The organism is Brevibacillus sp. HB1.3 (genome assembly GCF_013186635.1).
Classification (GTDB): domain Bacteria; phylum Bacillota; class Bacilli; order Brevibacillales; family Brevibacillaceae; genus Brevibacillus; species Brevibacillus brevis_D.
Window position 1 is genome coordinate 126,740 of record NZ_JABMIT010000006.1, and the last position, 24,258, is coordinate 150,997.

The window sequence follows — 24,258 nt, forward strand, 5'->3', positions numbered from 1 at the left end:
ACCTGCTTTTCTAAAAGGATGTACTTCTTAGCTCCATTGTAAAAAAGCACGGAAAGACAAAAAAGGCACCGCGCTTTCGATTTGGTGCCTCTAATTTCGATTCACTTGCAACCGCATTCATGGTTTGACGAAAAAATCTGTCTTTTCTTTCGATTTCTATCTTTTCTTCTGATTTCGTAACAAACGTGGGGTTGTCCCTGTCTTTTCCTTAAAAATTTTACTGAAATAATTCGCGTTAATGAATCCACATCGCTCTGCCACCTCTTGGACAGACAAGGATGTTTCGAGAAGCAATCGACGCGCTTCTTTTACCCGCAACGAAGTGAGAATCTGGCGAAAAGAGCTTCCTTGCTTTTGCGCGAGTAGCGTACTGAAATAGGAAGGGCTCCGGTCGATATAGCGTGCAACTTCCTCCAGGCGCAGTGCCGGATCAGTATAACGTCCTTCTATATAGCGAATCGCCTGTTCCACGACATCCACACGAGATTCGTCGATGGGATGGTGAGCGGCATCAAGAAGCTGATTGATGAACAGTAGCAGTTCCACTACGATCCGATACAAGATCGGCGAGTACAGAATCGTTTCGAAAGCCCGGTGATACTCTTCTTCCAATGGTGCGGAGTCAAGACCTCGTGATATCATGTACCGTCTGACTTGGGCCAAAATACTCGTCAGCCGAATACGCAGCAATCCCGGCTCTGGATAAGGCTCTTCCTTGTAAAAGAAGTGTGTATACAGCCACTGCTTCAACTCTTCCCGATTACCTTCATCCAGCATTTCTACCCACGTGCGCTGTTCGGCGGGCGTCAAAAATGGGTCTATCATCGTCCAATTTACGGGATTGTCCATAACCGTCACTTGCCGATATCCTTTGAAAAAGCGCACTTGCAGGGCTTGGCTCGCCTCCGCATAATTTTCGTTCAAGCTCTGCTCATGGTTACTTGCGTCATACATGACCAAAAAGAGTGGCGCATCATTGTTTGCTTCCCAGTCCATCAGCAAACGCTTGCCCATTTGATGGAGCGTAGAAGGCGAGACTGCTGTCTCCATTGGAAAAACCCCCACAATGCTCTCCCCTAATGGCAAAAGATCGGGTTTGTCGCGAAACGGATATTCTTCAAAAAAGCGCAGCAGCTCAGGATGCCGCTTCGGGTCCTCCAATTGAGCCAGCATGAGCGAATAGGACTTGGCTTGTACATGCCCGGGGAAAAACAGGTCAAGATACGAGACATCCCTGTCATTGTCCGCTCCTGTTCCCTTCTCTTCGTTCACTCCCTTCCGATCCAAGCGCTCCTGGCAGCATCTCGTCAGGATTCTCCTGATGTATTCCGGTGTCTGTGGCTTTAACCATAGATCCCGTGCAAAAAGTCCAATCCCCTGCATCGCGCGCTCAAATGTCGCCTCTGATGTGGTCACCACAACAGTCGGACGATATTGATCCACCAAAAGCTTCAGTCGGTCCCACTGGCCGCGCCCGATCATGTCCAGTTCAATACAGAGCACTTCCGGTGTATGCGCTTCCATCATTTCAAAAACGTCTTCCATGGTCCCGGCACTATGCACCTTGTCATACGGAATGGCATAGCTGTTGACGAGCCATCCGATCCCGATTCGTTCGTTCGGGTCTCGATCCGCTATCAAAATGCTGGGCATAAGCTGGCCTCCTTTTTAGAGCGATCAGAAAAGTGAGACATCTTTTCCTATGAAACAAAGGTTGCCCATAAATGGACAACCTTTTCTCCTTCACGTTCTTACTTCTTAAGAGGATTTTCGATCATGGTTCCCATCACATGATCCAGCGGGATAAAGCCAATATCGCGGGAATCTGTGCTGTGATTTCGGTTATCTCCCATGACAAAAATATGATCGGCTGGAACCGTAATCTTTCCGTCTGCTACATATTCCATCGTTTCTTTGATATATGGTTCGTTCATTGCCTCACCGTTTCGATACACCTTGTTGTCTTTGAACTCCAGTACGTCGCCTGGTCTTCCAATAACACGCTTGACATACATCGTGTGATCATCAGCTTGACCTGTGACCAGCGACACCAAGGGATGCCCCATGATATCGTCCATCAATGTACGGTTTCGTTCTACCCGGCTGTCGATCACGACAATATCGCCATAATCTGGCAAATAAGAAAACGTGTGTGATAGTTTAGACACATATATACGCTGTTCGTCTTGTAAGGTAGGGTCCATGGAATGCCCATCAACCTTGAACGGTTGGAATACAAAAATTCCGAGGACAAGAGCGAAAACGACAGCAAAGGTTATCGATCGAATCCATCCTAATACTTCTCTCATTTCTTTTGGCACTCCTTCCTTTTACCATTCTACTTCCGGTATCGAAACCATCATACCACATTATCCGCTCAATCCCAAAAAATCGGCCAGAAGTGGGATCAGGTAATACCGTACTCGCGCAGCTTCCGAAACAACGTTGCCCGGCTTATGCCTAATAGCGCAGCTGCTTCTTCTTTTCTTCCGTTTCTATCACGAATTTGTTGCATCGCGGTATCGATTGCCGCTCGTTCCAATTCTTTCAGCAGGAGTCCTTGCTTTTGCCAGTCAAATGGCCCCTGACTTTCTTCTACGGAATGTGGGGAAGATTCACGTAGCATTCCCCTTCGAATGGGCAAGCTCGCAGGCTGAACCCAAAAGGTTGTCTCCATATTGACCGCATATTCGATGACATTTTCCAGCTCTCGGACGTTTCCTCTCCAGTCGTGATGGAACAGGATGTCTTGCGTCTCCTTGGAAAAGCCGTGCAACCTCTTCCCCACCTGATTCGCTTGCGCCAAAAGGATATCGTTTGCCAAAGGCAGGATATCCTCTCTTCGTTCTCGTAGCGAGGGCAGGTGGATGGGAATCACATGCAACCGATAGTACAGGTCCAGCCGAAACAGCCCCGCGTCTACCCGCTTCTGCAAATCCAGATGGGTCGCTGCAATGATCCTTGCCGCTAAGCGTATGGGCTTGCCGTTCCCTCCTATTCGGTACAGTTCTTTTTCTTGCAAGACACGCAGCAGCTTGCTCTGTAAATGCATAGACATATCCCCGATTTCATCGAGGAACAGCGTGCCTTTCCCTGCGACCTCAAACAAACCCGGTTTTCCACCTTTTCGTGCTCCTGTAAATGAGCCTTCCTCGTAACCGAACAACTCGCTTTCCATCAAATGCTCAGGGATTGCGGCGCAATTAATCGAAAGGAACGGCTCGTCTCGGCGCGGGCTTGCCTGATGAATAGCTTTGGCAAAGAGCTCCTTCCCCGTTCCACTTTCACCTTGGAGCAGGACAGTCGAATCACTGTCCGCCACACGTCTTGCCACTTCCTTTGCCTGTACAATCGCAGGACTGTTACCACCAATCATCCGAAAAGGATCGGGCTCCGAATATCCACTCACCTGCCTTGCGATTTGCACGACTTCCTGCACATCATCAAGCGTAATCACCCATTCTTTGACCGTTCCGGCCAGTAGAATGGGCTTGATGGCAAACAAAAATGTCTTGTCTTTCTGCCCGACAGACAAAACGACCTGCTTTGGCGCTGACTGCGCGGTATCTGCAAGGCGGATGGCATCAATCCATTCTGCCGTTTGACTGTCGTCATGATCGAGCTGCAAATATTGACGGGCACGCTGGTTCGCCTGAATAATCCGATTGTCTTGATCGACGAGAAAGACGGCTTTGTCCATTTCATCCATGACGACACGCAGCTTTTCTACCGTATGCAACTGCTCGACGTACAAGTAGTGCTCTTTTAGCTTAATGGCGATCAGCTCGGCCATTTTTTGCAAATAGGTCAATATCGCATCCACATCTGCAAACAACCGCTCACGCTGCTCCTCATCGAAAGCGAGCAGGCCGATCACTCCAATATTTTCATTGTCTAATTGTATCGGGCAGCAAATCTCTCCCGTCTCCGTACAATTTCCATAATGCATACAGGGGCGACACCGCTCATCCTGCCCCGGATTCATGATCACAACAGGATGTCCGGCGAGCAACGACTCCCGGTATATATGATCCTCTCCTGCCATCGTCCGCAAAACACCAGCCTCATTCTTCCCCGTCCCTGCGATCCGCAAAAACTGACTGTCCGCAATCTCTACCTCTACGCGCAGAACGGATGCAACAGCCGAAGCAATCTGTTGCACACTTTCTTGTATATCTCGCAAGGGCATCTGGCTTCCCCTCCCGTCAATCTCTTGCCTCCATTATAACGTATCACAGGGGAAGCCAGCCCTCTATGCCGTTTTTACTGGCAAAAATCGCAAATCGTCTCCACCAAGATGGCACTCATGTCTACCAAGCTATCCACCTCTACATATTCGACTGCTGCATGCAAACCGGCTCCCACTGGTCCAAACAAAACAGTAGGGATTCCCGCTTCCTGCAACAATGCTGCATCCGTCCATCCCGAGAATCCGCATACTTCGGGAGTTTTACCCATCACGCTTTTACACGCTGCCTGAAGGGCTAAATAAACGGGTTCATCCAGCCCGACCTCAAATGGCTCTCGCAAAAATGACAGCTCGGCGCTTGCTTGAAACGTCTCATCTTCAGCGCGCAGCTTCTTTAGTACTGCTTCGATTTCATTGGCCACGTCTGCCTCTGTCTCGCCTGGTAGCGTCCTTCTCTCCCAATCGATGCGGCAATAGTCTGGGTAGGTCGACAGCTCCGTTCCACCCTGAATGAGTGAAGCATGAACAGATGCCGCACCGAGTATCGGATGAACTGGACCTTGAGCCAGCCTGTCTGAAAGACGCTCCAGCTCTTGCAGGACCCTGCCCGCCCGAACGATTGCATCAATCCCTTCTGCTGGACGACTTCCGTGAGCTGCCTTGCCCAGCACCTCGCATTTGACCCAGGCAAAACCTCTGTGTACGACGCCAATCGCTAGATCGGAAGGCTCACAGCATATCGCCGCATCTGCTTTGTACGCCTTTACCAGCTCCTCCGTGCCGATGCTTTTATATTCCTCGTCAGCGACAAAAGCCAAAATGACATCTCCTGCCAACGGAACCTTTGCTTGTGCGATCGCCTCTACTGCGGCAATCATGGCCCCCAGACTTCCCTTCATGTCCTGACTACCTCTGCCGAAAATTTTGTTGTCTACAAGTGTAGGCTCAAACGGCGGAATATCCATACGCTTGGCACTTACGGTGTCCATATGTCCGTTGAGCATCAAGGATTTGCCACCGCCTGTTCCACGCAAAATCCCGACGACATTGACCGCTGTATCGTTAATCGGCGTGACATGAACCTCCAGCCCTGCCGACTGTAAACGATCTCGAATAAAAGCAGCAATCTCCTTTTCGCCCGGCCCATCCTCATCGAGGTATGGATTTACGGAGTCGATACGGATTAAGTTCTGCACCAATGAAATCAGTTCGTCTCGATTGATCGTCACGTTCATTTTGTCATCTCCCCTCTTCCCGGCATGCGCCTTCCCAGATGATGCGTTTGTATATATCCTGATCCGTGTCCCCTTCCGTACTAAAGCACAGAACAACGGAATTTTCATGTAAGCCAAGCTGCTCACGCTGTTGATGATACATTGGCTTGCTCATCAAGGCAGCGAGTAGCCCTACGCCGACGGCACCACTTTCCCCGCTCACAATAGAAGGGTCGCCTCCAGTCGGTGCCGCAAGTATACGCATGCCGTTTGCCGCCACGTAATCGGCACAACTGACGAAGAAGTCTGCATGCTCCTGCAAGATTTCCCATGCTAGCGGATTCGGCTCGCCACATGCCAGACCTGCCATGATGGTTCCTAGCTCTCCTGTAGCTGCATGGGGTTGTCCGTCGTTCTCTTCCGCTGAGAGGACCATGCAATTGGCGCTATGCGGCTCGACGATCACGGTTGTTAGGTTTTTGTTTGCTTGTGCCGCTACGAAATGTCCCAAGACTGCGGCAGCCATGGAACCGACACCTGCCTGCAAGAATAGATGCGTCGGCTGTTTGGCGTCCGTGGTGGCTGAGAGTTGTTCCATCGCCTCTGCTGCCATCGTCGTATAGCCCTGCATGATCCACGTGGGAATTGTGGTGTAGCCTTCCCATGCCGTATCTTGAATCACTTGCCAACCATGTTCCTTGGCCATTTGTTCTGAGAGACGCACTGCTTCATCGTAGTTTCCATTGATGACGTGAGCTTGTGCGCCGGCCTCGCGTATCGCATCTACCCGTTGTTGGGCGGAGCCTTTGGGCAAGTATACAACGGCATGCTGTCCGAGCGCCTTGGCAGCCCATGCAACGGCCCTTCCGTGATTGCCATCTGTCGCCGTGACGAAAGTGACTTCTCCGATTCGCTCTTTCACTTCTTGGGAGCACAGTGCTTCAAAGGTCATCTCTGCTGTCGATTTCCCTAGTTTCTCGCACAAGAAACGCGCCATCGCGTAAGAAGCTCCCAGAACCTTGAAGGCATTGAGGCCGAATCGTTTGGACTCATCTTTTACAAGTATCTGTCCTACTCCCAGCTCACGTGCTAACGCAGGCAATGTAACGAGTGGAGTTGGCTCGTAGTTTGCGAGGGATTGATGAAAGGCTTTGGCAAAACGGGATTCTATTGTGGTTAAATAAGCAGGAATGCGAGCACTCTTGCTATTTTTTCTCTTATTTTTTACGACGTAGATGGGTGGTTGATTCCGTTTATTCATTTGATGTGTACCTCCTCGGTTGGTTTCATCCTATTTGATAGAGCAAGGATCGTGCCAACGGTATGAGGCCGTGGATGGCTTATTGTTTTGGTGATGATCGTATCAAAATGAGATTTTGTTGTATCAATTTGATACTCAGAGTCTTGATTTGATACTTGTTATTCCAGCTGCTGTGGTGGGAGGAAACAGGAGAAAACGCTCCAGCTTCTTGGGTCACCAGCTAAGGGGATTGACTGCACGGCTCCATGGAAAAAGCGAAACCGCGTCCAAAGTAGAGGTTCAGGGATGCTTCTCAGAGGTGGACGCTTAAAGGCGTGTTTCGCCTTTTCCATTGCGCCTCGGTGGGTGCCCCAAAGATCTTCGCTTATTTCTCCTGTTTCCTTGCGAGCTGTTCGGTTTTCAAGATTGAAAATCATTGAACAGCAACGTCAGAGAAGAATATTTCCAGTCTTAGCGACTTTCGAAGTCCAACCCAGCTTCGCAGTGATTTACGGGCAAAAGAAATGCAACGTGCCCAAACGACGCAGCCGCTACCACTTTTGCATTTCCCCGCAAATCGCTGCGGAGCGGACAGTCTACACTTCCTAGCAGGACGTAGCCCGGAGCGTAGACTGGAAATATTCTTCTCTCCACCGCAGCAACTGAAACTTTCTATGCTATATTTTTAGTAAGCCCAAAGGTATTGATATTAGTGATACATAGTGGATAAGTCAGGAGTTAAGAAGGAAGGATGAGTTAAATGCCAATTCATAAGCAAGTTCGTTCTCCTGCTGGTTCTATCATAGAGGATGGTCGTTATCCTATCGACCTGACTGGCCCTCACAGCCACACACTTGTTCTCAAGCCCGGCGTAGGCAGCCTCTCCATTGGACCGTCACAAGCGGGTAATAAAACAGACCTACACGTCGATCCTTATACGCCCATCAATTGGCACGTATTCGATTCTTTCGCCACGCCAGCTGGCTCGCCTTGGCCTCGAGTTCTATACTACGCAGGTAGCGACACGAGCTTCTTCGAGTGGGCCAAAGAACGCCCTATTGAAGAAATGGCATGGTTTCCGATCCTGCTGAAAGACATAGACGTCGACGCCAGCCAATCCAAATTGCACGGCTTGCATATCGAACTGGACCAGTTTGAAAGCCGTTTGCATCTGAAGCTCCCGAAACGCCAGGTCTCTGAATATTTCCGTCTGAGTGTAGCTGGTGATCTATCGCGTTTCTCCGTCGATGGCTACATGCCATCCTCTCTGACATTGAAGCCGCACACCAGTCGCCGCAAGAATCATGAGCCCTTTTTGCTTCCCGATCTGGGCGCACTACACCAGGTCACGAGCCTGACGCTTCGAAACGAACCGCTTGCTCAGCCTATCTCGCTTGCGTGTCTAGAGAAATTTCAAAATCTTACATCACTGAGTTTGTGGGGAAATTTCTGCGATTTGGAGTTGCTAGCTGGTCAGGCCCAGTTAACGAATTTGGAGCTGCGCTTTATGCCTGATCTGGGTGATTTACCGCCATTAAATGTGTGGCCGTTGCTTGACAGATTTATCGCCTATAACGTGGAAGAGATTACGGGTAAGCGACTGAGGCAGCAAATGAAAGCGCGAGCTAAGACCCGTCCGTGGACTGACTACGCTTCCGTGAGCCAATTACGGAAGCCCGAATGGTGGACGACCGAGTTTGGCCGCCCATTTTCGTCCTGGCCGAAACGTCTGGCCAAGCTGGCTAATGAAGCCTATGACGTTGCACAAGCGGCCTTGGCCCAAGCCCGCAGCCTTACTGATGCCGAGGCAGCCATTACCGCCTTCACCGTGCGCTTCAACACCATCAAAGGTATCGAAACCACTGAACGAGAAGACCTGGGTGAAGCTGTATGGCAACTAAGCCAGTCTGACCACCAAATTGGCCAGCCTATTACGGAGGAAATGGCTCAAAGCTGGTTCGACGCAGCACGCGATTACTAAAGGCCATCCTTTGCGGGATGGCCTTTTTTGCGTTCGCTGCTCTCGTGTGATCACTATCTGGTCTACATCCGGCGACATGGTTAAAAATGGAAATTCCTCTTGACACACTCCATTTACGTTTGTAATATTAACCCAACAGATTATATTTACATCTGTAAATCAAAACATGAATGAGGAGGTGAGTACATGCCCAATATCCCAAAAATTTCGGAAGCAGAGTGGGAAATCATGAAAATCATTTGGAAGAACAACCCTATAAACGCTGAAAATATCGCACTCCTCTTACCTGATGAAATCGAGTGGACCGATCAAACCGTTCGTACCTTCATCAACAGACTTTTAAAGAAAAAGGTGATCGGTTTTGAAAAAGCGGGAAGGGGCTATAAGTATTTTCCATTGATTTCCGAAAAAGAATGCATCCGGGCAGAGAGCCAGTCGTTTTTGAAAAGAGTCTTTAGTGGGGCGGCAGACATGATGATGACCAATTTTTTAGAAGACGTCAAACTGTCCCAGAAGGACATCGAGCATCTCCAAAAGATTCTGAATGAAAAGCAGAGAGACATAGGCAGCAAAGGCGATGACAGATGAGAAGAATGACAAAGCAGCAGATCTTACTGTAAAGAGGTAGAAGGCATGGATATGCTATGTGAAATTTTTTTATGGGTTTTTGATGCCACTATTGGAGCTAGCCTCGTCGCTTTCATGGTGATAGCCATCAAGAAAATCTTTCATCACCGAATAAGCGCCCGGCTTCACCACGCGCTTTGGCTGATTGTGTTAATACGGCTTCTGTTCCCTTTTCTCCCTAACAGTTCGGTAAGCATCTTCAATATCTGGCAACTAGGTGTAGACAGCATAAAAAATGCTGTTTCCCCCCACTCCCCTATTGCGAATGACGCGTCACAAAAAGAGAGAGAGCAAAACAGCAAACAAATAAACTCACCTCAAAATGATAAGACAAAACAGCCAGAAAATCAAAAACTTCTGGATCCCTCCATATCCCACCCAATCAAGATCGATCCAGACCCTGTCGAGGACACTCACACCCTTGGCGTAAAAATAGCAGCCATCGTCTGGCTAATCGGATGTATTTCCCTGCTTGGATTTATGTGTGCTTACCTGTTGCGGACCAGAAGCAGAATGAGCAGCCTCAAAATCGTGACCAACCCACAAGTCATTTCCATCATGGATGATTGCCGAAAAAGATTTGGCATCACAAAACCAATCCCTATCTATTCAGGAAGCTATAGAAAAAGCCCACATATCGCCGGGCTGATCCATCCATGGATTTACTTTCCCGAAGAGATATGTAAGGAATCGAACGCCTCTGCGCTTACCCACGTCTTCTCCCACGAGCTTGCCCACTACAAAAGAAAAGACATCGCGTGGAACCTACTGGGTCTACTTGCTCTGGCCATTCACTGGATGAACCCTTTTATTTGGATGTGTGTCAAACAGATGAAGGCCGACCGGGAGCTTGCGTGTGACGCTTATGTGTTGAACGTTCTGGGTGAGGCTGAGTCTGTGCCCTACGGGATGACGATTATTCAATTTTTGCAGCGTTTTTCTACCAACCGCCAGCAGCTTCACTTGCTCCCCTTTACCGAAGCAAATAACAAGAATCAAATGATAAGGAGAATTCAAATGATAAAAAGCTTTAAAGCAGGATCTTACAAGCTCTCGGTTGCTGCCGTTTTGTGCGTAGCTTTGATGAGTTCGGTGACCCTTACGAATGCCGCAGTGAAGGTAGAGAGTACCGTCAAGCCAGTCACTTCCGATCAGGCTAATACAGAGCAAGAGGCTAGACTTTTGTTTGATTCGGATGAGCGAACTTACGACCGTTTTTCAAAAGGAATACAGACAACTGGTTTTGCCTTTAAAGTTCCTGATGTGCTTGCTATGGACTATGAGTTTAGAGGAATGTATATCGATCAGAAAAAGTTGCGTACCAATAAAGAAACTCACGTTTATATTGAATTTCTCCAAAAAGGTCCTTCATCAAAAGATGTGCGTTTTTCTGCAAGTAGCGGACTAAATGGACTAGAGGCTGCTTACAAAATAATCGTGGATGAACAAACAAAGGGATATGGGGAACAAAAAATAGAGAAGCAAAATTTGAATGTCCAAGGGCTAGATGTAATGAAAGTGACTTTTATTGGCGAAGATAACGACATTAACTACGTTTACTATCTATGGCAAGAGAATGGAATACAGTATAGCCTTAGTAGTTTCGCTAGCGATCCTCAAGAAAACATTGTGAAAATGATCTCGAATGTGAAATACCCGGATCAAGCGATGAAAGAACGCTATATAGGCTATTACGGTTACGTCATGGGCTTATATGATACGGAAGATGTACAGCACGGCTCAAAAGCAATAGGGTTTACTCCTAAATTTCCTTTGGAGCTGCCGGGACAGTTCAAAGGTACAGCAGCAGATATAAGCTCAAAAATAAATTTCAGCATGCCGGCAAATGAGGAAGATTATAAGACCCTGTTCCTTGGGATTAACTACGATGTTGCTGAGAAAAACAAAAGATTGAAGGGGGAAAATAGAATCTCGTTTGATCAAATCAAAGACACGAAAATATACGAAGATATGAAAAAGAATGGGAATGTAGCATTTTATTACGCTATGGACGAAGCGTACAAAGTTAAGGTAAACATGCTAAAAATCGCTGGAAATGAAGTGTTCAAAACGGAGAAATACAAGCGTTACGGAGAGTCGAGCAAAGCAGAGGATCCAACTCTCATCTCCTATTTCTGGAGAGAAAATGACGTTTGTTTCAAAGTCACGTTTACGGACGAAGTATCCAATGAGGAAGAGATTGTTTCCTACCTGATGAGCCAAAAAGCGGTAGACTTTAAGAATTTGAAGTAGTAAAACGGGTCAATCAAAAACGCGAAAGGAGTTAGCAATGAGCAGCCCCTTCCGCGTTTTTTTGCACGCTTAAGAGCGTGTGTCGCTTTTACCATAGAGCCTCGGTGACTGGTCTTAGCCGCGTCAGAGAAGAATATTTCCAGTCCTAGCGACTTTCGAAGTCCAACCCAGCTTCGCAGTGATTTGTGGGCAAAAGAAATGCAACGTGCCCAAACAACGGAGCGGCTGCACCGTTGATAAGAAAACCACCTGCATAACTTTCACAGGTGGGTTTATCGAATCGGGTATCTCTATGCGTTTCTCTCTTCATCCTCAGCAGAAGGCCAGCCACCCCATAGGTGGTTCAAGTGCCCATCTGGATCACGAAATCGAAAGCTGTAGCCTCCGCCTCGTTTGTATGTCATTTCACTTACTTCGATTCCTTTACTTTTCAGCTCCTCATAAACCTCATGGATTTGGTCTACCTGCAAGGAGATGATTGGCTGGGCTTTTCCTGCCATATCGGTAAAGTCCAAACGGGGAACTTCTGGACAACGAATAAGCCCGAGACCTACTCCGCCTACGTTCAACCACGCTTCATTGTCTCCAGGTGTAAATTCAAAGGTAAACGGAATGCCGAGCACATCGCGATACCACTTTATGGATACCTCCAAGTTTTTGACGGGCAGCTGTACAACCGCAAAATTACGCACATGAATACTCATTTGTATACGCTCCTTTATTTCAAATATGTACTTTCACCCTGATAAACGAAAGAAAAGAACAAAAAGAAACGGGCACTTCTACCATTTCTGAAAAAAATGCAGCAAATGTCCATCCGGGTCACGAACAGCAAAGAAAAGGCGATCGCCTGCTATCGAAACCTTTTCCACACTCATGCCCTGTTCGGCGAGACGCAGGTACGTTTGACAAATCGCATAGGCATCCCCCGCACGAAAAGCAGCCAAAAATTGCTCAAACCCTTCTTTTGATACAAATCCGGACGAATCACGACGTCCAGCTTTGTCGATTTTCTTTTTGTTGGACGGGCTTTCATCCTGTCTGGATTGCTCTGCCAACACGAACAAGCGCTGACGTGCCCTCTTCACTCCTTCCTTCACTGCCCCTACGGTCGTGTGCAGCAATGTGGCTGTTTCCTGCGCCGTAAATGAAAAAATGTCCATCATGAGAATCAGCACCATTTGTCTGGCATTTAGACGATCAGCCAGTTGCTCGAACACCTCTCTTTGCACAAACGCATCGGATACGCTGGACTGGTGCAAATAGATTGCTTCATCAAAAAGGGTGGGATGCTCATTCGCCCTTCCCTTCCTGCAATGATCGATCCAAGCATTCGTAGCAATTTGCCTCAAAAATGCCTTGGTTAGTTCTCTGTCTGGGGCCTTCTGCAAGGAACGATACACCTTGGTCAATGTTTCTTGGAGGAGATCCTCCGCATCCCAGTCGTTTTTTGTAAGGGACAAGCAATGCTTTTGGATATCCGCTAGAAAAGGTTTTACGCGCAAAAAAGAAGCCTTATCCTGATCAGCCCCCATACGATCCCCCCGATATTTTTCCGAGTATTCATACTTATTTTCAAAAAAAGAAAGAACGCTGTCAACAAAGACCATGTAAAAATAGGAAAGCGACCGTCCAGAACGAATTTTCCCGCTCAGGACAGTCGCTGTTTTATTTCCTGCCAATCAACACAACCAAGTCTATCGTCATGTCCATTCCTGCCAAGTTTGACACACGTTCTAACTGCTCAGGTGTCGCCCCCCATGCCAACGGCGTCATCTGGAGCAGGGAAGCTAGACCCTTTTCATCCAGTCGGAACGGATACTGAACCCGTTCCTTACCGATTAGCTGGAAGCTGGTTTTGAAGTGGTCGATCGTACGATGATTTTCATATTGTGTTTTGGGTGTCTCTTGATACAAGACTTCCCGTAGCTCTCGCAAGTAGTTCGCCTCTGGTATGACTTTGATCATCCGTCCTTCATCAGCCAGAAGTCTATGAAACTCATCCGAATTGGATGGAGATAACAGATTGAGAATGTAAGGAAACTGTCTATCCACAAACGGTGCATTCGTCAAATCACCGACGCACCAAACTACTTCTGAATCATTCTTCGCCGCAAGCATCACTCCCTCTTTAGCGAGATCGACACCCACTCCGATCATTGGGACTTCGCTTGCTTGCATCACTCTCTGCCGAACCTGCGTCAAATGATAGCCTTCGCCGCATCCTGCATCCAGCATGTACATCTGGCTTTCCTCAGGTTCTGTCGTTTGCAGGATGACTTCGCTCAACACGTCATACAAGGGATCAAAAAAACCTTGCTCCATGATCGCCCTTCTTGCCAAAAACAATTGCTTGTCATACTTTGTTTTGTAGGTTCGCGTAGCCAAGTGAACGTAGCCGTGCTTGGATAAATCAAAGCAATGATGATTGTTGCATACCAAGCTGGTTGCAGGTACATTGCGCATAGCTGCTTGGCAAATTGGACAACGAAAAATCCCCACATGCTGGGAGATAGCTGTAGACATCAAAAAAGCACCCCATTCATTCGTATTTCGGTGAATGAAAAAAGGCACAGTCAAATAAACCCCAAGCATTTTCACAAAAATGCGGGATTACGTTGATCTGTACCTCACATTACCGTAAACGAATGAACTGGATGATCATGGTGTGTAACACTCCTGCTTTTTGATAAAGTAGGCATCGCGATAGACGCCCAAGTACGATTGTAGCACATTTCAGCAATAGACAGGCACTTCCATTACGGGAATGGAAGTCTCAGGGGGGCAGGTACGCAGTCTATGTTTTGTTTTTGCTTCCTCCCCATGCCCCGTTCCTGAAAAATACTTTTGCGTTCACTCCAACAGCATGACCTCATCGTATTTCATCAGAATGCTTCCTTCCTTGTACTCCCCCACTTTTGGCACATTCACCAGACCCTTTATGTTTTGAAGAAGCGCACGAACGATGTTCACTCCACTTTCGTGAGCATGCGGATATCCGCCACCAAAACGGGGATTGATCTCCGACACAACGTACTGATCTCCGACCAAAAAACAATCGATGTCAATGGGCCCACGCGGCTCTAGGACACGGATGAGTTCCTTCGCAAGTGATAGCAGACGCTGATCTTTTACCGCGAGGGAGCGATCCGTCTCCCCTGCCCGCATTCGCAGTTTTTTGCGGGTGAAAAGTGTCACCAGCTCCCCCGAGATCAGATCCACATAGCCATCCACTCCGTACTCCTCTGCCTGTAGGAACGGTTGAATGACGACATCCTCCATTTTTTCCATGAGCACGGACCACTCTTGGTCATTCTCCACATGTGTGATGCCCAAACTGGCACTTCCATACCGCGGCTTGACGATCAATGGATACGTAATCTGCCCAGCAAAAAGCGCTGCTTGTACCTCGGACATTTTGGTAAAGGTGGGAATAGCGGGAATCTGATGCGCGGACAAAAAATCATACGTTGCCCTCTTATCCAAGCACATCTGGATGACATCCCGGCTGGACACGATCACCTCGATGCCCTGCATGTAGAAACGATCAGCATGCGCTGCCAACAACGTCAGCTCAGGATCTATTAAAGAGAGGATTGCCTTGATTTCATATCGTTGGCAAATATGCAGCAGGGCATCGAGATAACCAGGATCATCGATACGCGGCACCTGCTCGTGATGATGTGCAGCGTACAGGGCCGGGGCCGTCGGATCGCAGTCCACTGCTATGATTTTGCCAGTGTCCCCCCATTCGCGTGCAAAATAGTGAAGCAGCTTAACTCGTCTGCCTACACTGGTCACAAGTACGTTCATTCAGTTCACTACCTCCTGCTTGTCAACGTGAAAACGATAAACCGATTCGGGAATGAATTGTTGAAGAGTCTCTTTTCCCCTAACCATGAACGCTTCATTTCCATCGATGGCAAGAACAGGCGGCCTCTCCCGAATAAATGGTGGATTAAAGACGAGCGTATAAGCTCCCACATGCCCGAAGACAAAATAATCCCCGATATCAGGCAAAGGCCCCGTGTAGCCTTGAAGCAAATAATCTTTTTCCATGCACGTATACCCGACAACATGATAGGTTGCTTCGGGAACTGGCTTGCGGTTGCACACAAGTCGAGCTGGCAAGAGGTGAGAATGCATCGTCGGCTTGACATTGTGAATGCTTCCATCCACGAGAACAAATCGCTCGCCTCTGTTTTCTTTTACATCGATGACTCGGCAAACGAAATCAACGGCATCTGCCACAAGGGAAATACCCGGCTCGAGAATCAGCAGTGGTGCATGATCCAGCTCTGCCAGCTCCTCCTTCACAACTGATGTAATCGCTTCGGCGTACTCCTCAAAGGTTGGAGCAGCCGTCATCCCAAATGAGGTCGGGAGCTCGCCATAAAATCCGCCTCCTATATCGATAAAAGCAAGCCGCTCTCCCAAATGCTGTTTCCCCAAACGGCATAGATGGCGCGTAATTTGGCGATACACGCCAACACTGCGATTGGTGGAAAAGTGTCCATGCAATCCGACTACATGCACATTCGGGGCGACAGCCAATTGGCTCAGGGCTTTTTCCAAATTACCGTTTTCGACGCAAAAACCAAATCGGCTGACCTCGTACCCATTTTGCAGAGGACTCACTCCACCCCTGGCCAAATCCACATTGATCCGCAGCCCAATCCGAAACGTCTGCTCAGGATACTGCATGGCGCAGGCCACCACCCACGGGATTTCCGAAAAAGAATCCAGATTGATCAGGCTCCCCTGTTCCAAGGCAAAGTGAATGTCGTCTTCCGTTTTGAGCGGGCCGTTAAATATGATGGACGCAGGATCGACGCCGAGCTTCCGTGCCAATTCGTACTCCAATCGAGAGACGACTTCCGCATGCGCCCCTAACTGATGCAGCTTTTGGCACAAAAACGGCAAGTAATTCGTCTTATACGAATACGCGACGATTACATGCTCATAGCGCCGAGTAAACGCCCGTTGGAAGCGACGATAGTTGTCAGAGAGCTTCTCTGTGTCCAATACGTAAAAAGAAGACGAGCAGAGACTACGCCATTTTTCTAGCTGCTCATAACTATACATGGCGCACCCCCTGTTTCTGATTCAGGAGGCAGCTCGTGATCACACCGATGACTCGCTCCTGCTGTTCGGCGGTTAAGCTGGAACCAGACGGCAAGCAAACCCCTTGCGCAAATAGCCGATCTGATAGACTCTCATCAGGTTGGTGTGGATAGTATTGGCACTGTTCAAACAACGGTTGAAGATGCATCGGCTTCCACACGGGGCGGGCTTCTATATTTTGTTTGCCCAGTTCATCGATCAGTTGTGCAGCAGAGAGGGTTGTGTCTGCTGGATTCAGTGTCATCACCGTCAGCCATCGTGTGGCTCGCCCTGTCGCCGGCTCGGGCATGAACGAAATACCTGGCAATTGCCCGAGGGCTTGTTCATAACGCTTGAAAATCCCTCGCCTTGCCTCGATTCGCTCCTCCAAAACGCGCAGTTGCCCTCGGCCAATTGCAGCCAGTACGTTGCTCAACCGATAGTTGTAGCCCAGCTCTTCATGCTGGTAATGCTTGGCTGGCTCCTTCGCTTGCGTCGACCAGAAGCGAGCCTTTTCAATCGCCTCAACGTCATCGGAGACGAGCATTCCCCCACCTGAAGTCGTCATGATTTTATTGCCATTAAATGAAAAGGTCCCAACATGGCCAAAGGCGCCGCTCATTCTCCCTTTGTATACAGCCCCTAACGATTCGGCTGCATCTTCCACCACACGAACCCCATACTGCTCACAAAGCGCCATCAACGGCCCCATATCAGCGCTCTGTCCATATAAATTGACGATGACGACTGCCTTAGGCAACTTGTCCGCTGCTGCCGCTTCTCGCAGGGCACGCTCTAATGCCAGCGGAGACATATTCCAAGACCCTGCCTCGGAATCAATGAATACAGGAGTCGCTCCCTGGTACAAAATCGGATTGGCACTGGCGACGAAGGTGAGACTGGAGCAAAACACCGTATCACCCGGAGCGACGTCCGCTAGCCGAAGCCCGAGATGGATAGCAGCCGTACCAGAGGACACAGCCAGCGCAGCTTTTACGCCCACATACTGGGCAATCTCTCGCTCAAAAGCATCGACGTGTTCCCCCAATGGTGCAATCCAATTGGAGGCAAAGGCGTCTGCCACCAGCTCCCGTTCATCCTCCCCCATATGTGGCGGTGATAAAAAAATCCGCTGCTGCGCACTCATTACGACGTCCCCCCAATGCGATAGGCAGGAAAAAAATCTTGCTCGCCAGCCTGATCGACCTGTAGTTTTTGGCACAAAGCCAGATACACTTCCTCATCGTGAACTTTTTTGCCCATCCAGTATGGAAAATGATTGCCGTTTGCAAACGAGGACTTGAAACGGAACAAGCCATCTCCATCCAGATTTCCTCCTCCAAGGAGAAGTAGCTGTGCCCCATCCTGCTTTGCCTGCTGGATCATGGCGTCGAAGAGGAGGTGGTTGACCCCAAGCGCCATGTCTTCCGTATGGGATGCCCCCAGCTGATAATGGGCGAATTGATTCCCACTGAGCAAAAGCACTCCCGCCACGGGGCGATCCTCATGCATGGCGAGCAGAAGCCGCGGCTTGCACAGCGCTGTTTTTTTCATGAGTCCCCCAAAAAATTCAGGAGCATAGTAGTAGTGCGCCGCGGCATGGTTACGGTCCATCGTCTCCCGATGCAGCTGGATAAAAGAATGCAACCGATCGGTTCCGCTCAATGTAACCCGGACGTCGTTTGCCGCGGCCTTCCTCATATTTCTTCCGACGTTTTGTGTATAGTTGGCGCGTATGAAGGCAAGGGAGGGGCGCAAATCGACCGCCGTTACCATCCTCACCAGATCCAGTCGCATTTGATCCGCGAACAGCTCCGCATTCCCCAGCAATGGATGAAAGCGAACTGTTTCTGTCAGATAGTTTTTGTACCGACAGTAGACGTGGAATTGCTCCTGGAACAATCGGGCAGCCGTCTGTCCTCCCACGACAAATGGCCCTCCGTATCCAATCGAAACCAAATCGGCATAGCCGGGAATCCACCCATCCAGACGTCTGACCAAATAGGGATAGAAAACCTCGTTCTCCCCACTCTTGAAAAAAACAGCTTCTGGCGTGCCCTGCTCCATTTTGGCGTATAGCTGCACAAATTCTTTCGTGTAGGACACGTCTAACTTTAAAAACCGTCGCAAATATTCGGTCCAATCATCCTGCTCCGACAGTACGATCAGGCTCACATGCTCCCCTCCCAGCGCGCTCTGTGTTTTCACTCCCTCTGAAGTCTTCTACCGTGACGCTGCCCTGCTGATTTATGCCTGTCGATTGAAAAACACGCTTGATCGTCAGACCGATAATCCGCATATCCAGAAAAAAGCTGCTATTTTCTACATACCAGACGTCCAGCTCGAACTTTTGCTCCCAGTCAATTGCATTTCTCCCATTGACCTGCGCCCAGCCTGTAATCCCCGGCTTTACATCGTGTCGCTTCAACTGCCGGGGCGTGTACAGCGGCAGGTACTCCATCAGCAGCGGTCTCGGCCCTACGAGACTCATTTCACCACGGAGCACATTCCATAATTGCGGCAGTTCATCCAAGCTATACTTTCGCAAAAGCGTTCCGAATGAACCCAATCTCTGCTCATCAGAGAGAAGCACCCCACTCTCATCACGCTCATTGGTCATCGTGCGAAATTTGTAAATGAAAAACGATTTTCCGTGCAAACCTGGTCGCTCTTGTACAAACAAAACCGGAGACCCAAGCTTCCAGCGAATGAGCAGACTCACCAGCAAGATCAGTGGGGACAGTATGACGAGCATCAGGAAGGATACGCAACGATCAAACAAAGACTTCATGCCGCACCTCCTGATGATTCCACTTCTCTGCCGCTTCCTCCATACTGAGGCTCTGCATGCCGTACCTCTCGCGTAACATGGAGTAATGCTGGAGGATTTCCTCCAAAAAGGAGAGATTCTCTTCCATGTGGCTCCCAAAGTTCTCCGGATGCCACCATAGATGGTACAAGCGATTGTGCTCTGCCGTGTGTGTCAGGTCGCATTTAATTCTTTTCATGCGCCATTTTTCCAACCGCTGTAGTCGAGGATGATAAGGACGCAAAAACCGGCTGGATGGAACATCGATCATTCCATCTGGACTACGCTGCAATGAAACATAGTTGTTATGGCCGGAGAGATTCACATACGCATCCATCAGCCGCATGGCTCTTTTGAACAATGTCTCTTCGGCAGCCCCTCTTGTGTGGTACATCCAAGACTGCTCGTTGCCGCGATAGGAACGGAATCCCTTTTTCTTGCACAAAGATAAATAAGCGGACTGCACCTGATTTCGCGGAAAAACGATGCTGGATGGGGCGTACCCTTTTTTGCGAGTTAATCTATGAAAAGAATCAAGGTCAGCAGCAAATGCTTCGGGAGTCTGTCCCGGCTCTAGACAATAGTAGTGGGAAAGGGTGTGGCTTCCGATGAATTGATGCGGGTAAGAGGATATCAGCTTGATTAAGGAAGGAGCAAAATGATACGGATCGACTTGCTCATGCTCTCCAATCACATTTGTCTCCATATAGGGATAGGGTGACAGCTTTTCATCGGAATACGCCGGGAGATGCCGTGGGACGACACTTGCCAACTCCTTGCGCGACTCGCAAAACAAAAAACCGACAGTAGCCCAGGTGACGTGCATTTCATACTTGGCAAACAGCTCCAAAAGTGCGGGGATCACTCGACGAACGCCTAACAAATTTTGCTCATAGGATGGAATGGTTCTCTTGTCTCGGACGCCCCAGTAAAGTTCAAAGTCTAGGGAAATGACGAATGCTCCCGTCTTGTCCAATCTTCTCCGCTGCCTCCTTTCTCCTGCTCTTCTTCTCGCAGCTGACCAGTCAGTTGGGCAAATAACGCCGCCTGCTTCGCAAGGACTGTCCGCTCATCGAAGTGCTCAAGCGCGATGCTGCGGCTATTCTGTCCGAATGCTTCTCTGAGTCTCGAATCCACTACGAGCTTTTTTAAGGCTACATACAAAGGACTTACTTGTTTTGGTTCTACTAAAAATCCGTTCACACCATCCCTGACTTCTTCCCGACATCCACGGATATTCGTGGCGACGATCGGTTTTGCCATCGCCATCGCCTCAATGATGGATCGAGGCAGCCCCTCGCGATGAGAGGGAAGAACAAAAATATCACTTGTGGCCATCAGCTCCGGGATGTCTGTGCGGAACCCAGCCAAAATGATTTGCGGATGCTGTCGGCAAAGCTCTACGAAGTTTTGCCCCCGCTGATCGCGTTCACTGGAAGACACGTCCCCCACCAACAAGAGGCGCAGACGCGGAAATTCGCCCGCCAGCTTGCGAAAGGCTTCCAACAGCTCAAAAATCCCTTTTTCCGAGACCATACGTCCCACATAGGTAATCACCACATGATCATCCCGCAGCCCCAGCGAGGACTTGATAGACTGGACCTTTTCTCTCGCAACGAGTCGCGGGTGAAAGCGTTCTGTGAGATCAACACCGTTGCCAATGTGCAGAATCCGCTCCGTCTGGGAGGAGAAGCCATCCTGCACGCTCAACTCGTAATCCTCTCGACTCTGAAGTAAAAGATAGTCGGTCATATGCCTGGCAAACCATTTTTCCAGCGTGTAGTACATCTGATACGTACTTTTGCTCATTCCCTCATGAAAGAAGTAGCCATGCGCTGTGTAAATGACATGCGGCACTCCTGCCAGCCTTGCTGCCACGCGCCCGAGAACGGCAGCAATCGGCGTATGGACATGCACGACATCATACTTCTCCCGTTTCATCAGCCGATACAAGGCTCCAATTGTGCCCAAATTGGAAATCGGGTCGATCTTTCGCTTAATGGGGATACTTCGAAGCGTCAATCCCTTTGCTGTTAGCACATCAAAGCGTCCTGTATCCGAACACGCGGTATGCACCTTGTAGCCTTCATCCATCAGCTTTTCAATCAGGGGAAACAGCAAGCTTTCTACAGAGCGGTCAATTGCGCATACTTGCAAGATTTTTTTCAAGCAGATCACCGCCATTTTTGGTCTGACGCGTATTGATTTCGGCTGTCACGAAATACAGCGCGAGCATGATCCAGAAAAACGTTTCGCGAATTCCGTTATGCGTGAGTCCGTACAAAACTTGGAAGACAAGCGGATACCAAGCAACCAATCGATGCCCACGGACCGCCCCATAAATCATGAGAATAAACAACACCGTGCCTATTACGCCGTAGGAAAAGAACAGATTGGCTAAGGTAGAATGGAGTTCCAACGAAATGCTACTGTTAAATCGCTCGTACATCCCTTCCCCCGCTCCGAACAAAATGTACTGCGGATGGTTGGCAATCCGGTCATAACCCCGCGCTGCCAAATTGTCATCCGAATCTTCGCCGAGGGTTACCATTCGTTCTTCGATCTGCGTGTAAATAGATGCATCGCTCAGCACGTTTTCGTTGGTGTACAAATAGATGAAGAAGACAGTGAAGGACGAAACGAGCACGCAAAGCAGATTTATCCAAAACAAGCCCGTACGTTCTTTGATGGAGAGGAGCAAAAAAACGAGGTACATCCCTACGGCACTAATGATCGCTGCTTTCGACAGGGAGGCTGCAATGATGCTAAACGCCGTGCCGATCGAAATAAAGAGAGGAATGGTCTTCACAGACACAAAGCGAGCACACAGCAGGCATATTCCCATGCACAAGAGCCCAAAATAGCCGAGCTGGTTCGGATTGTTAAAGAACAACGATTGCCTGAACTCTCCGCTATCCGGTGACAGACCTGACACGAGAAGGAATGCCTGAACGAGCAAGGAAGTGGATGTAGCCAGGAAGATCCATTTGACGTACTCTTGTGGGTTGCGCCTGAACAAAATAATCAGGGCAAGCATTACGGCTCCGTTGTACATGTACCACTTGGTCGAGCTGAATACATCCATTTCTCCGCCCAGTGCAATCGCCCATATGCCATTCACCATCATGATGTCGTACAAAAACAGAAGGGTAAGGAAGAGAAACAATCCGAGTCTGCGATTGACCCGCCCCAGGCGAAACAAGAAGCTGTAGGCGATCAAAATCAGCATAAGAAAATCGGCGATTTGCGGATTGCCACTTGGGAAGACGTAGAAGGGCTTAAGCACCACATAAAGCAATAGAAGGATCTTGTCCGGGGAGAGCTTTTCCTTGATCATCATTTACCTGTGTGCCAGATGATTAGTGAATTGCAGGATTCGCCGATAATCCTCCCACGTGTCAACCTCTGCCCAAAACAATCCCGGTGGTATTTGTGCGACATACACATTCTTTTCGCCCAAAAAAGAATAGAGGACATTTTCCCACCATAAATCATACTGCTTCTCCTGAATTAACCTTTGTAATCGACGCAAAAATATCGGCAGAAAGCTCTCTTGAAGTTTGGCAATTCCAACGTATTCGCCAGTTGTCTCTTCCAGAGAGAGCCCCTTTCCGTGGCGAAGCAGCAGTCCGTTTTCATAACCAAATTTATAATCTCCCTCATAGCGACGGACTGGATCAGCAAGCATGACGGGACATGTGGTCTCTTGCACCACGACCTCCAGCACCTTTGATTCAAAATAAACGTCGGCGTTCAACAGCAAGCAATCGCTCCCTTGCAAAAAATCGCGGGCGAACCAGAGGGACACGATGCTATTCGTCCGATCATAAAAAGGATTGTGATAAAAACGAATAGGTTCATCTCTGAGCAGTTTGAAAATCACGTTGGCTTGATAGCCCACCACCATCGCGATCTCTTCAATTCCGTTGCGCCTTAGCTCCGTTATCGTGTTTTCAATGAGCGTTTGGTTCCCGATATCCACTGTACACTTGGGAATACCGTCAATTTGCTCGTTGATTCGTGACCCGAGACCTGCCGCCATGAGCAGTGCCTTCATCCGACTCCCCTCCTTCTTTCAGAGATGGCATGACGTATTTGATGTTCAGCTTCAGCTTGTACATCGATCTGGCCAGTCCGACGAACAGGTGGTAGAAGGTCCATAGGAGCAAAAATCGCATCTGCCCACTGATTGCCCACAGAAACGCGGTAACGAACACGCCTAACTGATAGCCCGTTTGGGTAAGAAAAAGGAAGACAAAAGCATCGATCCATTTGCTGCGCTTTCTCATAGAGACTGTTTCGTGAGAGATTTTCCCTTGGCTAAAGACGAGATCGGAACCATTGGTCGCCAAAATCTCGGCAAAAATCGAGAGCAAAATCAAATAGAGTAGCCACGGATCCAACATCGCGTGATGATCCGTGATTCCGTAAATCACACCGAATGACACTAGGTAGAGTGCATAGTTGAGCCCGATGTCCAGCCATTCTCCACCCTTGCTCTTCTGGTTGCGCATGCGGGCTACTTCCCCGTCGACGCAATCCGCCAAGTAGCACAACTGACAGAAGAAGCAGCCGAGCAGAAAGGATACCGCCGTTCCGTACATAAATGCCGCAGCGCTAAGGAGTCCGGCGACAATCCCTCCCATTGTAATCGCGTTGGGTGATATTTGTGTTTTTCGGGTCAGCAATAAGCTCACATAGATGGAGATGCGACGAATGAAGTAGTACGACCAAAATTCTTCCCTGCTCCACGGCTTCTGCACCTGCACACGGCAATGGCGTGTCTCTTCACTATCCCAAAACATAGACGGATACAGCTCATCCTTCACGGTAAGCCACCTT

22 protein-coding genes are annotated in these 24,258 nt (G+C 49.0%); 4 read left to right on the forward strand and 18 right to left on the reverse strand.

Going from position 1 to position 24,258, the window contains the following annotated elements:
• Positions 1-156: 156 nt before the first annotated feature.
• From HPY31_RS15770 to dpaL, 5 genes are all read right to left on the reverse strand, one after another.
• A complete protein-coding gene (locus HPY31_RS15770; protein WP_172141478.1) occupies positions 157-1,653 on the reverse strand; it encodes a helix-turn-helix domain-containing protein in 1,497 nt (498 codons plus the stop codon).
• A gap of 98 nt (positions 1,654-1,751) precedes the next feature.
• Positions 1,752-2,309: a signal peptidase I gene (gene lepB / locus HPY31_RS15775; RefSeq protein WP_172141479.1), complete on the reverse strand. Its 558-nt coding sequence runs from the start codon at positions 2,307-2,309 to the stop codon at positions 1,752-1,754.
• Between the two features lie 98 nt (positions 2,310-2,407).
• Positions 2,408-4,189, reverse strand: a complete 1,782-nt coding sequence (locus HPY31_RS15780; RefSeq protein WP_172141480.1) for a sigma-54-dependent Fis family transcriptional regulator — start codon at positions 4,187-4,189, stop codon at positions 2,408-2,410.
• A 74-nt stretch (positions 4,190-4,263) separates the two neighbouring features.
• A complete protein-coding gene (locus HPY31_RS15785; RefSeq protein ID WP_172141481.1) occupies positions 4,264-5,424 on the reverse strand; it encodes an ArgE/DapE family deacylase in 1,161 nt (386 codons plus the stop codon).
• 4 nt (positions 5,425-5,428) lie between these two features.
• Positions 5,429-6,664, reverse strand: coding sequence for a diaminopropionate ammonia-lyase (gene dpaL / locus HPY31_RS15790; RefSeq protein ID WP_172141482.1), 1,236 nt, complete (start codon positions 6,662-6,664; stop codon positions 5,429-5,431).
• Between the two features lie 739 nt (positions 6,665-7,403).
• Here dpaL and HPY31_RS15795 point away from each other — a divergent pair.
• From HPY31_RS15795 to HPY31_RS15805, 4 genes are all read left to right on the forward strand, one after another.
• Positions 7,404-8,624, forward strand: coding sequence for a hypothetical protein (locus tag HPY31_RS15795; RefSeq protein WP_172141483.1), 1,221 nt, complete (start codon positions 7,404-7,406; stop codon positions 8,622-8,624).
• Positions 8,625-8,790: 166 nt separating this feature from the next.
• Positions 8,791-8,856 (forward strand): hypothetical protein, encoded by a 66-nt coding sequence (locus HPY31_RS29300; protein ID WP_474199203.1) that lies wholly within the window; start codon positions 8,791-8,793, stop codon positions 8,854-8,856.
• Complete coding sequence (locus tag HPY31_RS15800; RefSeq protein WP_483297064.1) at positions 8,829-9,212, forward strand: BlaI/MecI/CopY family transcriptional regulator; 384 nt, start codon at positions 8,829-8,831, stop codon at positions 9,210-9,212. The genes HPY31_RS29300 and HPY31_RS15800 overlap by 28 nt, the downstream gene beginning before the upstream one ends.
• A 45-nt stretch (positions 9,213-9,257) precedes the next feature.
• Entirely contained in the window at positions 9,258-11,504 is a 2,247-nt protein-coding gene (locus HPY31_RS15805; RefSeq protein ID WP_172141485.1) for a M56 family metallopeptidase, read from the forward strand.
• A 290-nt stretch (positions 11,505-11,794) separates the two neighbouring features.
• Here the strand turns inward: HPY31_RS15805 and HPY31_RS15810 are convergent, their stop codons facing one another.
• From HPY31_RS15810 to HPY31_RS15870, 13 genes are all read right to left on the reverse strand, one after another.
• Positions 11,795-12,208: a VOC family protein gene (locus HPY31_RS15810; protein WP_172141486.1), complete on the reverse strand. Its 414-nt coding sequence runs from the start codon at positions 12,206-12,208 to the stop codon at positions 11,795-11,797.
• A 78-nt stretch (positions 12,209-12,286) separates the two neighbouring features.
• Positions 12,287-13,186 carry a sigma-70 family RNA polymerase sigma factor gene (locus HPY31_RS15815; protein ID WP_253901821.1) on the reverse strand — a complete coding sequence of 300 codons (900 nt, stop codon included), beginning with the start codon at positions 13,184-13,186 and terminating at the stop codon, positions 12,287-12,289.
• A complete protein-coding gene (locus HPY31_RS15820) occupies positions 13,173-14,030 on the reverse strand; it encodes a putative RNA methyltransferase (protein ID WP_253901822.1) in 858 nt (285 codons plus the stop codon). The genes HPY31_RS15815 and HPY31_RS15820 overlap by 14 nt, the downstream gene beginning before the upstream one ends.
• 327 nt (positions 14,031-14,357) lie before the next feature.
• Positions 14,358-15,317, reverse strand: coding sequence for an ATP-grasp domain-containing protein (locus HPY31_RS15825; protein WP_172141487.1), 960 nt, complete (start codon positions 15,315-15,317; stop codon positions 14,358-14,360).
• Entirely contained in the window at positions 15,318-16,589 is a 1,272-nt protein-coding gene (locus HPY31_RS15830) for a type III PLP-dependent enzyme domain-containing protein (protein WP_172141488.1), read from the reverse strand.
• Positions 16,582-17,754, reverse strand: a complete 1,173-nt coding sequence (locus HPY31_RS15835) for a DegT/DnrJ/EryC1/StrS family aminotransferase (RefSeq protein WP_172141489.1) — start codon at positions 17,752-17,754, stop codon at positions 16,582-16,584. Before HPY31_RS15835 ends, HPY31_RS15830 begins: the two co-directional genes overlap by 8 nt.
• Positions 17,754-18,782, reverse strand: a complete 1,029-nt coding sequence (locus HPY31_RS15840) for a GNAT family N-acetyltransferase (protein WP_172141490.1) — start codon at positions 18,780-18,782, stop codon at positions 17,754-17,756. The genes HPY31_RS15835 and HPY31_RS15840 overlap by 1 nt, the downstream gene beginning before the upstream one ends.
• Positions 18,751-19,398, reverse strand: a complete 648-nt coding sequence (locus tag HPY31_RS15845; protein ID WP_172141491.1) for a sugar transferase — start codon at positions 19,396-19,398, stop codon at positions 18,751-18,753. The genes HPY31_RS15840 and HPY31_RS15845 overlap by 32 nt, the downstream gene beginning before the upstream one ends.
• Positions 19,382-20,392, reverse strand: coding sequence for a polysaccharide deacetylase family protein (locus tag HPY31_RS15850; RefSeq protein WP_172141492.1), 1,011 nt, complete (start codon positions 20,390-20,392; stop codon positions 19,382-19,384). The genes HPY31_RS15845 and HPY31_RS15850 overlap by 17 nt, the downstream gene beginning before the upstream one ends.
• Positions 20,359-21,594: a glycosyltransferase family 4 protein gene (locus HPY31_RS15855; RefSeq protein ID WP_371811719.1), complete on the reverse strand. Its 1,236-nt coding sequence runs from the start codon at positions 21,592-21,594 to the stop codon at positions 20,359-20,361. Before HPY31_RS15855 ends, HPY31_RS15850 begins: the two co-directional genes overlap by 34 nt.
• The gene (locus HPY31_RS15860) at positions 21,554-22,756 is read right to left on the reverse strand and encodes an O-antigen ligase family protein (RefSeq protein ID WP_172141494.1); all 1,203 of its coding nucleotides are present in this window, start codon (positions 22,754-22,756) and stop codon (positions 21,554-21,556) included. Before HPY31_RS15860 ends, HPY31_RS15855 begins: the two co-directional genes overlap by 41 nt.
• A complete protein-coding gene (locus HPY31_RS15865; RefSeq protein ID WP_172141495.1) occupies positions 22,757-23,473 on the reverse strand; it encodes a phosphocholine cytidylyltransferase family protein in 717 nt (238 codons plus the stop codon).
• A complete protein-coding gene (locus HPY31_RS15870; protein WP_172141496.1) occupies positions 23,418-24,245 on the reverse strand; it encodes a CDP-alcohol phosphatidyltransferase family protein in 828 nt (275 codons plus the stop codon). The genes HPY31_RS15865 and HPY31_RS15870 overlap by 56 nt, the downstream gene beginning before the upstream one ends.
• Positions 24,246-24,258 lie beyond the last annotated feature (13 nt).